Annotated in this window: 10 protein-coding genes and 1 pseudogene; 1 reads left to right on the forward strand and 10 read right to left on the reverse strand. The window is 40.0% G+C overall.

Features of this window, described 5'->3' with window-relative positions; translation table 11 throughout:
- From WYK_RS13780 to WYK_RS13795, 4 genes are all read right to left on the reverse strand, one after another.
- On the reverse strand, nt 1–1,002 hold the full coding sequence (locus WYK_RS13780) for a thiamine pyrophosphate-dependent dehydrogenase E1 component subunit alpha (RefSeq protein ID WP_201648259.1): 1,002 nt from the start codon (nt 1,000–1,002) through the stop codon (nt 1–3).
- A gap of 25 nt (nt 1,003–1,027) precedes the next feature.
- On the reverse strand, nt 1,028–2,452 hold the full coding sequence (gene lpdA, locus WYK_RS13785) for a dihydrolipoyl dehydrogenase (protein ID WP_040375060.1): 1,425 nt from the start codon (nt 2,450–2,452) through the stop codon (nt 1,028–1,030).
- Nucleotides 2,453–2,518: 66 nt separating this feature from the next.
- Complete coding sequence (gene bcd, locus WYK_RS13790) at nt 2,519–3,616, reverse strand: branched-chain amino acid dehydrogenase (protein WP_040375061.1); 1,098 nt, start codon at nt 3,614–3,616, stop codon at nt 2,519–2,521.
- A 207-nt stretch (nt 3,617–3,823) separates the two neighbouring features.
- On the reverse strand, nt 3,824–5,890 hold the full coding sequence (locus tag WYK_RS13795; protein WP_040375062.1) for a sigma-54-dependent Fis family transcriptional regulator: 2,067 nt from the start codon (nt 5,888–5,890) through the stop codon (nt 3,824–3,826).
- 150 nt (nt 5,891–6,040) lie between these two features.
- Here WYK_RS13795 and WYK_RS13800 point away from each other — a divergent pair, with 150 nt between their 5' ends.
- The gene (locus WYK_RS13800) at nt 6,041–6,277 is read left to right on the forward strand and encodes a DUF2627 domain-containing protein (protein WP_040375063.1); all 237 of its coding nucleotides are present in this window, start codon (nt 6,041–6,043) and stop codon (nt 6,275–6,277) included.
- 64 nt (nt 6,278–6,341) lie between these two features.
- Here WYK_RS13800 and WYK_RS13805 read toward each other — a convergent pair whose 3' ends face one another.
- The 6 genes and pseudogenes from WYK_RS13805 to ahrC all read right to left on the reverse strand — a co-directional run bounded on the left by WYK_RS13805 (nt 6,342) and on the right by ahrC (nt 13,714).
- The gene (locus tag WYK_RS13805; protein WP_040375064.1) at nt 6,342–7,076 is read right to left on the reverse strand and encodes a glycerophosphodiester phosphodiesterase; all 735 of its coding nucleotides are present in this window, start codon (nt 7,074–7,076) and stop codon (nt 6,342–6,344) included.
- A 273-nt stretch (nt 7,077–7,349) separates the two neighbouring features.
- Entirely contained in the window at nt 7,350–8,729 is a 1,380-nt protein-coding gene (locus WYK_RS13815) for a DUF342 domain-containing protein (protein ID WP_051387514.1), read from the reverse strand.
- A 240-nt stretch (nt 8,730–8,969) separates the two neighbouring features.
- Complete coding sequence (spo0A, locus tag WYK_RS13820) at nt 8,970–9,758, reverse strand: sporulation transcription factor Spo0A (RefSeq protein ID WP_040375066.1); 789 nt, start codon at nt 9,756–9,758, stop codon at nt 8,970–8,972.
- 308 nt (nt 9,759–10,066) lie between these two features.
- A complete protein-coding gene (gene spoIVB / locus WYK_RS13825; RefSeq protein WP_040375067.1) occupies nt 10,067–11,365 on the reverse strand; it encodes a SpoIVB peptidase in 1,299 nt (432 codons plus the stop codon).
- A gap of 165 nt (nt 11,366–11,530) precedes the next feature.
- Nucleotides 11,531–13,241 (reverse strand): annotated as a pseudogene (recN, locus tag WYK_RS13830) (DNA repair protein RecN).
- A gap of 23 nt (nt 13,242–13,264) precedes the next feature.
- Nucleotides 13,265–13,714: a transcriptional regulator AhrC/ArgR gene (gene ahrC / locus WYK_RS13835; protein ID WP_040375068.1), complete on the reverse strand. Its 450-nt coding sequence runs from the start codon at nt 13,712–13,714 to the stop codon at nt 13,265–13,267.
- Nucleotides 13,715–13,951 lie beyond the last annotated feature (237 nt).

A 13,951-nucleotide genomic window follows, 5' to 3' on the forward strand; every position in this document is an offset into this window, starting at 1 on the left:
TTATTTCTCTGCATAAACATACTGCAGTGCACTTTCTGCATCAGCATATGGAGCGCTCTCTGCATAATCAGTCGCTTCATTTACAATGGCCATAACCTGATCATTCAGCTCTTTCTCGAGAGCATCATCCATAACGCCTGTTTCCTTTAGATACGCACCAAACGTTATAATTGGATCTTGAGTCTTTGCTTCTGCCACCTCTGAAGGTGCTCTATAGCTGCGATCATCATCATCGCTCGAATGCGGTGTAAGTCGATAAGAAATCGTTTCTACCAACGTTGGTCCTTCACCGCGACGACCCCGGTCTGCAGCTTCTTTCACTGCTTGATAGACGGCTAGCGGGTCATTTCCATCCACAGTCACACCCGGCATCCCATAACCTATTGCACGGTCTGACACATTTTCACAAGCTAACTGTTTTTCAATTGGAACCGAAATCGCATATTTATTATTTTCACACATAAAAATTACTGGCAGCTTGTGGACACCTGCAAAGTTTGCGCCTTCATGAAAATCACCCTGATTAGAAGATCCTTCTCCAAAGGTCACAAAAGCAACAAGATCTTCCTGATTCATTTTCCCAGCTAACGCTATCCCAACAGCATGTGGTACCTGTGTGGTGACAGGTGAAGAACCTGTTACAATACGGTTGCTTCTCTGTCCAAAATGCCCTGGCATTTGTCTGCCTGCAGAGTTTGGATCCTCTGCTTTTGCAAATCCTGAAAGCATCAAATCCTTGGCCGTCATTCCAAACGTCAACACTACACCTACATCCCGATAATACGGAAGAACATAATCTTTAGTATTGTCTAATGCGAAGGCAGCACCAACCTGTGCAGCTTCTTGACCTTGGCAGGAAATCACAAAGGGAATTTTGCCGGAACGATTTAACAGCCACATCCGCTCATCAATTCTTCGTGCCATTAACATGGTTTTATATATCTCAATCACTTTCTCGTTACTAAGTCCTAAATCCTCATGTCGATTTTTAACCATAGCTATCCCTCCTTGAGTTAAATAAATATGTTTACATATGAATGGCTAGGCCATCAACAGCCAGTGCTGCTTCACCGATCGCTTCTGAAAGGCTTGGATGAGGATGAATGGTCTGTGAAATCTCCCATGGCGTAGCATCGAGTACTCTTGCTAGGCCTGCCTCCGAGATCATGTCCGTTACATGTGGTCCGATCATATGAACACCTAAAATATCATTTGTTTTAGCATCAGCTATTATTTTAACAAAACCATCTGATTCTCCATACACAAGCGCCTTTCCTACAGCCTTGAAAGGAAACTTCCCAATCTTCAGTTCGAAGCCTTTTTCTTTGGCTTCCATTTCGGTATATCCGACGCTGGCCGCTTCTGGGCTCGAATAAATACATTTTGAAACGAGTGAATAATCAATAGCATGCGGCTTTAATCCGGCAATGTGCTCGACAGCGGTAATACCTTCATGACTCGCCGCGTGAGCTAGCTGCAATCCGCCAATACAATCTCCTATTGCGTATATATGTGATTCTTTTGTTTGGTAATAATCATTGACTGAGATAAATCCTTTTTCTACTACTGCCTCAGTGTTGGTTAAGCCAATTCCCTCAACATTTGCTTGCCTGCCCACAGAAACAAGAATCTTGTCCGCTGTGAATTCTTCATTCGTATGATTAATCTCTGCGGAAATCGAGACATGTTCACCATGATGTTGAAGAGTTTCAGATAAAACTTTCGCATTCGTATGAATGGTAATGCCTTTTTTCTTAAGAAGTTTTTCCATTTCTTTTGAAACCTCATGATCCTCCGTTGGAATAATGCGGTCAGCATATTCCAGCACCGTAACCTCTGCTCCAAAATCACTAAGCATAGAAGCCCACTCAATTCCAATTACACCCCCGCCGACAATGATAATCGACTTTGGCAGTGCAGCAAACTCTAACGCTTCCTCGGAGGTTACAACAGAAACTCCGTCGATTTCAAGCCCCTCAAGTGTTCGCGGTCTGGATCCAGTAGCAATAATGACGTTTTTAGGAATCAGCATTTCGTTTTCATTTCCGTTATTCATTTCAACTGATATGGTACCTGGCAGTGGAGAAAAAATGGAGGGTCCAAGAATTCTGCCTATCCCCTCGAAAATATCAATTTTCCCCTGCTTCATTAAATGCTGTACACCGGTATAAAGCTGGGTGACAATTTTTTCTTTCCGCTGTTGAACTTTAGGGAAATCAAGTTTCACGTCACCAAGAATGACGCCATATTCTTCACTTTTCATTGATGTATGATAAACTTCAGCGCTGCGTAACAACGCCTTTGATGGGATACAGCCCTTATGTAAGCAAGTGCCGCCAAGTTTTCCTTTTTCAACAATTGCCGTTTTTAATCCAAGCTGTGACGCACGGATAGCAGCTACATAACCACCCGTTCCGCCCCCAAGTATCACTAAATCATATTCTTCAGCCATGATAGAACCTCCTACATTTACTAACGTGTCCATTAAAGACGATTTTTTCTTTTAATCAAAGAGTCCTTATTTACGGCGATTCAGAATATGCTTTTCATTTTGTAAAAATTGACTGCGCGAGTTTCTCATCCGTTCAATGCGTTCTTCGACCATTCGGTCCGCTGCTTTGTACGTTGGAATTCCGTCACGTTTAGCAATATTAATTACCTTTTCAATACTTGCATATACCCCTTCAACCTTTTTAAGTGCACGCTCACGATTATAACCGTATAATTCATCGGCTACATTAATGACGCCGCCCGCGTTAATCACGTAATCCGGTGCATACACAATGCCCATTTCATGAATTTGATCACCATGGATAGGATCCTTCAGCTGATTATTTGCTGCTCCTGCAATAACCTTCGCTTTAATTCTAGAAATCGTTTGGTCATTAATCACTGCGCCAAGCGCACAAGGAGCATAGATATCACAATCAACATCATAGATATCATTTGGATCCACAGCCTTTGCACCAAACTCATCAACTGCTCGTTGAACGGCTTCCTTGTTAATGTCTGTCACAACAAGCTTAGCTCCTTCTTCATGCAGGTGACGCAATAAATTATAAGCAACATTGCCTACTCCTTGAACGGCTACTGTCTTGCCTTCAAGAGAATCTGTACCAAACGCAGCTTTAGCGGCTGCCTTCATTCCTCTATAAACCCCATAAGCAGTGACTGGTGAAGGATTACCTGAAGAACCGAATGCTGGTGATATACCCGTTACAAAGTCAGTTTCTTCATGAATAAGATCCATATCTGCAACAGTTGTCCCAACATCTTCAGCCGTAATATATCTGCCATTTAAACCTTGGATATACCGTCCAAAAGCACGGAACATTTCTTCATTTTTATCCTTACGGGGGTCACCGATAATAACCGTCTTACCGCCGCCTAAATTCAAGCCTGCTGCAGCATTTTTATATGTCATACCTTTTGCAAGACGAAGAGCATCCTCAATCGCTGCATCCTCTGATTCGTAGGTCCACATTCTTGTTCCCCCAAGAGCTGGTCCAAGTGTTGTATCGTGAATGGCGACAATCGCCTTTAAGCCTGATTGTTTATCCTGACAGAATAAAAGTTGTTCGTAATCATATTTCTCCATATAAGTGAAAATCTCCATTGATAAATCCTCCTCTAATGTCATGACAATTAATTGTGATTAGATAAAACCACCTATTAGTGGTATGACCACTAATAGCAGGGTCATGCCTGTTTTATGGCTTTTCGCGTGCTAAATATAGTATGCAAATACCATGCCAGCATACTTTTCTCCTTTTAGTGGATGTAAACCACATGTTGGCATGCAACAATTAGCATACTGTGCAATTTATTGCATGCCAGTTTTTTCAAGATTATATTTTTCCATTTTATAATACAGGTTTCGAATTGAAATTCCCAGAAATTCAGCCGTTTTCGTTTTATTTTGCTTATTTTTCTGCAGCGCCTCTTTAATTAGCCCGCATTCATAACGCTCCAACTTAGAAACTAATGGGGCGCTTGTCTTCCTTATTTCAAAATCATCCTCATTTATGGGATCCGATGAGTCTAAGAAGTCTGGTATGTACTTCTCATCCATTATTACTTCGCTTTGTTTCATAAAAATAATCGCCCGACCTAATATATTCTCAAGCTCCCGCACATTGCCCGGCCATTCAGAATGTTTTAATCGAGAAAGAGCACCTTCTGTAATCCCTTCAATATTCCGTCCATATTCCAAATTGATTTTTTGGATAAGGTGCATCGCCAATTCTTTAATATCTACCTTCCGTTTTCGAAGAGGAGCAATATAGATTGGCATGCGATTTAAGCGAAAATATAAGTCTTCACGAAATCCGCCGCTTGCTATCGCTTTTTCTAGATTACTGTTCGTTGCTGCGATGACACGAACATTGATCGATATAGGTTTCGTGCCGCCAACCCGGACAATTTCTGATTCTTGGAGTACTCTTAACAGCTTTGCTTGTAGAGAAGGCGTCAATTCCCCAATTTCATCAAGGAAGATACTGCCATTATCCGCTTCTTCAAAAAGCCCTTTTTTCCCTCCGCGCTTAGCTCCAGAAAAGGCCCCCTCATCGTAACCAAATAATTCACTTTCAAGTAAGGATTCGGATATAGCAGCACAATTCACTCGGACAAATTTATTAAATTTCCGCTCACTGGCATTGTGTATGGCGTGAGCAAATAATTCTTTACCTGTTCCTGACTCGCCCCGGAGCAAAACCGTTACAGGTGTTCGTGCACTTAGCTTTGCCTGTTCAATCGGCAGCTGCATTTCTTCAGATTGACCAATGATATCTTCGAAGGTATATTTCGCTTCAAGCGTTCGAATAATCTGCCGAGCCCGATTTAATTCCTGATTCAATTGACGAATTTCAGAAACATCATGAATGACTCCCACACTGCCTTTGACTTGTCCATCAACAATGATTGGTGCAACGTTTACAATCACTTCTTTACGTTTTTGGCCGATTTTCATATTCGTTCCCCGTACTGCTCTTCTTGTTTGGAGAACTTGCATATGCATACTATCCCCTTGATAAATATCTGCATCAGCAGGTTTCCCAATCACTTCTTCACTCGTCAGCCCCGTCAGCCTCGTATATGCCCGATTAATCAGCATCCCTCGTCCTTGCTCGTCCACGACTGAAATGGCATCATCACTTGATTGAATAATCGCTTCAAGCATCGTTTGGATTTCCTTCAAGTCAGTAATCTGTTCCGCTAAATCAACAACCTCCGTAATATCTTTAAAAACCGCAATTGCCCCGATTGCCTCATTCGACTCATCAAGCAAGGGAATTCTTGTGGTAATAATTTTCATGCCGTTTTTTAACAGATGCTCTTGATTGATTTCCCTGCGCTTTGATTGTAAAACTACAGGAAGCCTGGTATCAGGAATAATCGTCTGAATCGGTTTACCCAGGACTTCGATTCTTCTCTCGCCTGTCATTCGTTCCGCACTGCCATTGAAAAGAATAATATTTCCCTGTCGATCTATAACAATCATACCATCATTTGTCGTATTAAAAATTAATTCGTGCTTCGTTGCTTCATTTTCAAGCCTATGTATTAATGCTCTCTTTTCATTAAATAACTGTGCAATAAGATAAGCAAGACTACCTGGTATGATGAGCGCCTTTCCACTGAAAACCTTCACAATCTCTTTAAAAACCACTTTATTTTTTGTCGCCTCAATGATCACATCTACGGATGATGGGTCTATGCCTTGCCAGTCCATTTTTGTAGGTATTCCTAATTTTTCGGCTAGTTGGATCCCTTCTGCCGTAATTTGCGAATCAATGACCCAAGAAACAGTGAATTTGCCGCTTTCAAGCAAGAGATTTAAAATGGCACTTCCCCTTTTTCCAGCACCAATAATCATGACTTTCTGCAATCAACTTCCTCCCTGCCGTGTTAAACATCCCGGATAATATGCAAAAAATTTCTTATTTCTCTTCATCTTAAACAACTATAGACAGCTTGACAAATTTTTAATATACCTTATCATTTTGAGAAGGAATTCTTTTTCAGAAGGGAAACAAATATGAGACGGCTGATGGCATTTTTAATCCTCTTCATTCCCGGAGCGTTTGCGGCATATGGAATCAAAATAATGAGAGATATGGTATTTGGTATAAAGCTTGCCCCTTACCCCTTTCTCTGGCTGCAATTTCTCGTGGGACTCATTTTAATGATTGGCGGCATTGGTTTTATTGCCGGATTCGTACTTCATCGTGACCGTAAAAAAATAAAGTCCAGTCCCGTTTTAGCCAATCCATAGAAAAAAACAATAACCATTTTCTCTTTACGACAAAGACCCGGCCAAACTTCGGCCGGGTTTTTAATTACTTACTTCTATTCAGTTCCCTTATCCTCACCGCGCGTTCAGGAAAGTCAGTGATGATTGCACTGCAATTGATACTCAGGAGTCTTTTAATATCTTCTTCCCCATTAATGGTGTAGGGTCTTACCTGAATTCCATAGGCCATTGCATCAATGATTAACGCATCTGGTACGGCATGAATGGAAGGATGCATTCCTCTAGAACCTATTGAGCTGGCATATACCCAAGGCATATAGATTCCGTCTCGATACAAAGGAGCTGTTTCAATTTCAGGAGCAAGCCGCCAAGCATAGACAAGAGAATAGTGATTGAATGACGAAAGAATTACCCGTTCCTCTAATCCATATCCTCTAACAAGCTGGATTACTTTTTCCTCAAGTCCTGGATAAAGATAAACCCCATTTTTAAGTTCAATATTACATAATAAATCGGTGGACTGGATCCATTCAAATACCTCCTGCAGGCTTGGAATAGGAATTCTCCTGCCCAGTTGCTTTCCAAACTTGTAACCTGCATTCAGCTTCTTCATATCTCCCATGGTTTGATCCTTAACAAATCCACTTCCATTTGTGGTTCTGTTCAGCGTTTCATCATGTATGACTACTGGAATTCCATCTTTAGAAAGCTGAACATCAAGTTCAATTCCATCCGCGCCGCTTCGTTTTGCCTCAATGAATGCGACCATTGTATTCTCTGGATATGTTCCCGCTGCTCCTCGATGAGCGAATATTTTCATTGTACACCCGCTCCTTTAGATAATAACGTTCAGTTATATCTATGAAGGAACAGCTCGATTTATCTAACATACTTATTTACTCGAAGTGCATATTATTATTTTCTGCAAAAAAAGTCCCTTTTGTCGATTCTTTGATGTTTCTCTGAAGGCTTTTTATTTCCAAACAGGTATCTGGAAACGCCATTTGTCCTATGGTCACTTCTCCATCTCCTTTGATTTCAAGCATATCCGTTAGATAACGCCGCTTCTCATCATGTTGGAAAATGGTCACCATTATTTGATCATAGGTTTTTTTAATTGTTCATATTGAAACTTTTGATGAACATTTGTCTCGCCCTCTATCGAATCAAAAATCTCTATTTTCTGCTTCAACTGCTCCATCTTAAGTATATTGGCTTTGTATTCTAATAACGTTTCTTTTAAATCCTTTTCAACCTTTTTTCGATCGAATCCTGCAACCTGAATGATTGTCCTTCGTTCAAGCCGGTTCCCGACTATAGCCGCTTTTACTTTCCCGCGGGCTTCTATTACCCCGCCAATTAACTTCCCGTTCTTTTCATCCGCGATAATATGATTAGCCTTTACATGACTACCTAACGCATAGTACCCAATATGTATCGTTCCTAAAGCTTCGAGAAAACACTCATTCGCATGTTTAACATAAATGTTTTTTCCAGCCTTCACCACGGATTTTCCTTTTCCAAAGATACCGCCTCGAATATAAATGTCACCAGTAACCGATTCAATTCTGTCACAATGACTGATTCCGTGTTCACTTTCAATTGCTACATCCTTTGTTGCTTTCACGGAATAGTTTTCACAAATGGTTCCATTAATGGTAATACTTCCATTAAATTCGATATTACCTGTTTCAACACCCACATCACCATTAATGATCAAATGATCGCCAACTTGTATTTTCCCGCCAACCGTTTCGACTACACCATCCCTTAAAGCCCGAAGAACAATTTTCCCATTCTCTTCACACGCTTCAACAGTCTTCTGATCAAATACTAATTTTTTGTTTTTCCCATTTTTTTGGACGACGTATTCACCGGTAATGGTTTTCCCAGGTGTGCCCTTCGTTGCTGGAATTTTTTCACCCAGCCATTCCCCCATTTTCACTTCATCTAAAAAATTCATATCATAATAATCTGCTTTTCCATCGTCCCTGATTGTGGGCTTCCGAACAGAGCGTTTAAAATAGGTTATAACCGCATCTTGTCCGTGTACTGGCTCTTTTCCCCTTGCAATCAAAATTTCCTTGTTAACAGTCAAAGGTCCCGAAAGGATATCCATCCTGATTCCTTCCTTGACTGAATGATTATGTAAACAGTTTAGTATTTCTGAAGTGAAATAGGTACGTTCGTTTGTAAACGCTTCTTCTGTACAATTTAACGTTATAAACGCTGCCATTTTATCGGCAGCAACCGTACACTCTATTTCTGGTTTAAAATCGCCAATATGTACCTTCTCGCCGCTGCCAGAGGTAATTGCCGTTCTTAATTCCTTAAAACGATTCAAATTAATGCGCGGGTGTTTAGCGATTAGTTGATTAAAGGTAAGTAAGGAGAATCCCTTTTGGTACATAGTTATGTATAACGAATTGTCTAATTCTTCTAGTAAAAAATACTCATTCTTTTCGATTTCCATAAATGATTCCTTTCTACCATTGTATATAGCTATCTTACCATATTAAGGCGAACGAGTTAGGTAATCTAAAGAATATTTTGACAGATTGCATACAAAAAAAGCCAACCACTAAGTTGACTTCTAACATCCCGCTGAGAATCATCATCGTGCTCTCAACCCTATTTAAAAAGACCAGTGAATCATTCATATTCATTGGTTAATCCCAAAGAATAGAATTAGAAAATGTTTGTAATGCTTCTTTTAAGAAGCCTTATGCTCGAGGCGCAGCTTGTCAGCGACCATGGCGATAAACTCTGAATTAGTAGGTTTTGCTTTCGTCATGGACACTGTATATCCAAATAACGTTGAAATGGATTCTATATTTCCCCGGCTCCATGCCACTTCGATTGCGTGACGGATAGCCCGTTCGACACGGCTTGCTGTTGTGTTATATTTTTTTGCAATATCAGGATAAAGAACTTTCGTAATCGATCCAAGTAATTCAATATCGTTATAGACCATGGATATAGCTTCTCGCAAATATAGATACCCTTTGATATGAGCGGGAACCCCAATTTCATGAATGATACTCGTAATACTTGCATCAAGATTTTTGGGTTTTTGCTCTACTGGGCTGCGATAATTAAAGTGGGAGGATTTTTTTAACATGGATTCTCTGCCGCTGACTTGACGGATATGTCCAGCCAGGTTTTCCATATCAAATGGCTTCAGAATAAAATAAGATGCGCCTAAATCAACAGCCTTCTTGGTTACATCTTCTTGACCAAAAGCAGTAAGCATAATTACACTTGGCATTTTATTGCGTCTCTGATCACGTAATTTCTCCAGAACAGCCAGCCCATCTAAATGAGGCATAATAATGTCCAAAATCAAGATATCGGGTTCGATTGATTCTAATAGACTCAAACAATCCTGCCCGTTATGTGCAACCCCAATTACTTCCATATCTTCTTTGGCCGAAATATACTCTTCCAATAACGAGACGAGTTCTCTGTTGTCATCTACAACACACACCTTAATTTTATCCACGTTAAAATTCCTCCTCAACTACAATTGGTCATTTTTTCTAATTATCTATATAATCATTGTAATTGAACTTTTCGACAATGAAAACTATATTCCCTTTATTTTAGGTTAAATTATAGGAAATCTTTATTTTTCTCGTGTTCTCTCTAGTTTTCGACGTTATTCGCTCTGACCTGTTGTTTTTGTCGAATAATCTCTTGTTACCGTATATTAACACATAACAAGTGAAAATGTGAAATTTCTCTACGAGTGTCTGAATGTTCGGTGATAACAAGAATGGCTGCCGAGAATTTCTCGGCAGCCTTCGGGTGTTAACTTGCTTTAGACGGAGTTTCTGCTTTTTCATATATATTGATGCCCGCATCATTAAGCATCCATTCAATATGAACTCCATATCCACTCGTTGGATCGTTAACAAACACATGGGTTACTGCACCAATGAGCTTTCCATTTTGAATAATCGGACTACCGCTCATTCCTTGAACAATTCCGCCTGTTTTAGCCAATAGTTCTTTATCGGTGACCTTGATAACCATTCCTTTAATGGCCGGAAACTTTTGTGGAATGGTACTAACAATTTCGATATCATATTCTTCCACAGTCGATCCATCTACAACCGTTAATATCTTTGCAGGGCCTTCCTTCACTTCATGTGAAAGTGAAATGGGAAGTGGTTTATTTGCTGTCAATTTATGATCACTTTTTCCATTCATTTTTCCAAAGATACCAAATGGACTATTTCGGTTAATGGTTCCAATGACTTCGCGATCAGGAGAAAATCGAGCAAGTTTCTCACCAGGCTCACCGTTACTTCCTTTTTCTATGGAAGTCACGGTAGAACGGACTATTTCTCCATCTTTTACGATGATTGGTTTCTTCGTATCCATATCCGAAATCACATGCCCGAGTGCACCATATTTTTTTGAATCAGGGTGATAGAAAGTCATGGTTCCAATTCCAGCTGCGGAATCTCGAATATATAAACCGAGCTTAAAGCTGCCTTCATTTTTATCTTTTAAAGGCTTAAGTGTTGTATCAATGGTCTCATTTTCTCGGTTAATGACCAGTTGCAGCGGCCTGCCGCTTTCACCTGCTTGCTGAACAAATGGAGTCACATCTGACATTTTCTTTATTTCTTGACCATTAATCTTTGTGATAATATCTCCAACCTCTACCTTAGCACTTTCACCAGGTGATCTTTTCCCTTCTTTGGTATCAACCAGATGATGACCCACTACAAGTACTCCTAGTGTATTCAATTTGACGCCAATTGATTGTCCGCCGGGAATAACCTTAAAATTCTTTAAAACCTGTACATCAACCTTTTTTATTGGAAAGCCCGCTACATCAAATAATACTTGATTTTCCCCAGGCTTCTCTCCACCTAAAGTTATAGCTGACTTTCCATTTTGGATAGATATGCTATTATCTGGAGAAAATACAGTTGCAGAAACGGGCAATGCATTAGAAAACGTATAGTGATCCCCTTCGAAAAGAACAACTTTTCTGGGAATAGTCATAAATTCACGGAATGGCTGATATAACCCAAGTGTTAGTAGCGAAATAAGGAGAATTCCACCGATGATTTTTCTAATCCATTCTTTTTTCAAGCTGTTTTCTCTCCTCCTCGCAATATAAATGGCTACCCCTTTAATTTTGCCTTTGCAGCAGTCATTTATAACCCAAGGACAAAATAAAAGCTATCCGTATTTGGATAGCTTTACATTGTTTATAAAATTCAATTATGATTTCTCTTGCTGCTTATAGGAAAAAGCCTATTTAACATACTTTTTTTGATCTGCCTGAAGGATTAATTCCCGAGCATGTTCCTTCGTTAAGTCAGTAATTTCGACCCCTGAAATCATGCGGCCGATTTCTTTAATTTTATCCTCTTCATTTAATGACTTCACAGATGTATTCGTCCGGCCGTCTTTGATATTCTTAGCAATAAACAGGTGAATATCTGCCATTGCCGCAACCTGAGGCAAGTGGGAAATACATAACACTTGTGAGCCTGAAGCAACTTGATGAATTTTTTCTGCAATGGCTTGGGCGACTCTTCCGCTGACACCTGTATCGACTTCATCAAAAATAATTGAAGTAATTCCTTGATGTTTGGAGAAAATGCTTTTCAGGGCAAGCATGATCCGCGATAATTCACCGCCAGAAGCAATTTTTGATAGTGGTTTTAACGGTTCCCCGGGGTTCGTTGATATATAAAACTCCATACTGTCGAGACCGTTTTTCCCCCACTTCGTCTGCGTCCGTAAAGGTAAACGCTGTTTTATGGAAATGTGCTTCGAATATCGTTTTTTCCATGTACAGCTCTTGTAACTCCTTCTGGATATGATTAGTAAGCTGTTTAGCATATGTTTGCCGAAGCTCAGATAAATTCTTCGCTTCAACAAGTAAATCGGCTCGTATGGATTTGATTTGAGCTTCCAGCTTAACGATATGTGTTTCACGGTTTTGCAAGGTTTCAATTTCCTCTTCAATCATCGAACCATACTCAACAATTTCTTCAATGGTTTTCCCATATTTACGTTTGAGCTGATTAATTTCATTTAAACGGCTTTCAATTAAATCGAGCCGCTCTGGATCATATTCGAGGGAATCCAATTGATCACGAATTAATGAGACGGCGTCTTCAATAATAAAGTAGCTGTTCGAAATGGATTCAGAAATCCCTTTTGTAGATTCATCAAGCGCAGCTGCTTCTTCAAGGTTATTCATCGCCAAAGACAGCCAATCTAATCCACGCTGCTCCCCAGTCAAAGACTGATACCCTGTTTGCAAGGACTCATGAAGACGTTCAAAGTTATTAATTTTCTTTTTCTCTTCAGTCAAGCTGTCATCTTCGCCCAGCACCAGTTCAGCACTTTCGATTTCATCATGCTGAAACTGAATCAAATCGAGTCGATGAACCATTTGCTGTTCATTTTGACTCAATTTCTTTAATTGCTTAACTGCATAATCATAGTCCTTGTACAATCGTTGATATTCGGATAGCGCTTGCACTATTTTCTCTCCGCCAAATTGATCCAGAAGCGGCAAATGAAGTCGATCATCCATCAGCTCCTGATGTTCATGCTGGCCATGAATATCAATAAGCGTTCGGCCGATTTCCCTAAGTATGGCAATCGTCACAAGCTTTCCATTCACCCGACAAGCGCTCTTTCCACTCAAAGCAATATCTCGGCGTAAAACAACCATCCCATCCGTTATATCAATGCCTATCTCCTGCATTTTTTCATACACTGGGTGTTTTTCTTCGTCAATAATAAATAAACCTTCAATTTCAGCCTTTGATTCTCCGTGTCTGATGAACTCTGCCGATCCACGTCCTCCAACCAATAGGTGAATCGCGTCAATAATTATTGATTTTCCAGCACCCGTTTCCCCAGTTAAGACCGTTAATCCTTTTTCTAAAGAAATTGAAAGTGCATCAATGATTGCGAAATTGCGAATTGATAATTCTGTTAACAATTGCTCATCCCCTTATTTCCATATTAGAGCATGTCTAAAAACTTTTCGGCAACCATTTCTGCTTTTTCAGGAGTCTGACAAATAATCAAGCAGGTATCATCGCCGCCAATCGTTCCCAGTATCTCTTCCCAGCTCAAATTGTCTATCAACACACACAGCGCCTGTGCGTTGCCCGGCATCGTCTTTAACACAAGCATGTTACTTGCAGTATCAATACGAACAAAAGCATCAATTAGCAGCCGTTTTAACTTTTGCAGCGGATTAAAACGCTGATCGGCAGGCAAGCTGTATTTATATCGGCCGTCAATCATCGGCACCTTGACTAGGTGTAATTCTTTAATATCTCTTGAGACAGTTGCCTGCGTAACATTAAAGCCTCTGCTTTCTAACTCCTCAACCAAATCATCTTGAGTTTCTATATCATTGTTAGCAATGATTTCTCTAATTTTTATATGTCGCTGGCCTTTATTCATTTAAGCACCTCTTTAGATAATCATGATTTAAAATAATCGTAGCGGATTTACTTTCAATTGTACAATTTTTTCATCAAAATTCCGACTTTAAACTGCATAATTATTCATAAAAAGAGCTCCAGAGCAAATTTACTGCCGGAGCTTTTGTGTTAATCTTCGTTTTTTTTCTGTTTTAATTCAACATGTGCTTCTGTTACAATTTCCTCGATGGTTTGCTTCAGAAGGTTTTCTCCAGAC

Source organism: Peribacillus psychrosaccharolyticus ATCC 23296, from assembly GCF_000305495.1.
Taxonomy (GTDB): Bacteria; Bacillota; Bacilli; order Bacillales; family DSM-1321; genus Peribacillus; species Peribacillus psychrosaccharolyticus.

Excerpts from the sequence above, each read along its gene's own strand:
- lpdA (WP_040375060.1), bottom strand. The coding sequence starts at position 2,452 with ATGGCTGAAGAATATGATTTAGTGATACTTGGGGGCGGAACGGGTGGT.
- bcd (WP_040375061.1), bottom strand. The coding sequence starts at position 3,616 with ATGGAGATTTTCACTTATATGGAGAAATATGATTACGAACAACTTTTA.
- WYK_RS13800 (WP_040375063.1), top strand. The coding sequence starts at position 6,041 with ATGAGACGGCTGATGGCATTTTTAATCCTCTTCATTCCCGGAGCGTTT.
- WYK_RS13805 (WP_040375064.1), bottom strand. The coding sequence starts at position 7,076 with ATGAAAATATTCGCTCATCGAGGAGCAGCGGGAACATATCCAGAGAAT.
- WYK_RS13815 (WP_051387514.1), bottom strand. The coding sequence starts at position 8,729 with ATGGAAATCGAAAAGAATGAGTATTTTTTACTAGAAGAATTAGACAAT.
- ahrC (WP_040375068.1), bottom strand. The coding sequence starts at position 13,714 with ATGAATAAAGGCCAGCGACATATAAAAATTAGAGAAATCATTGCTAAC.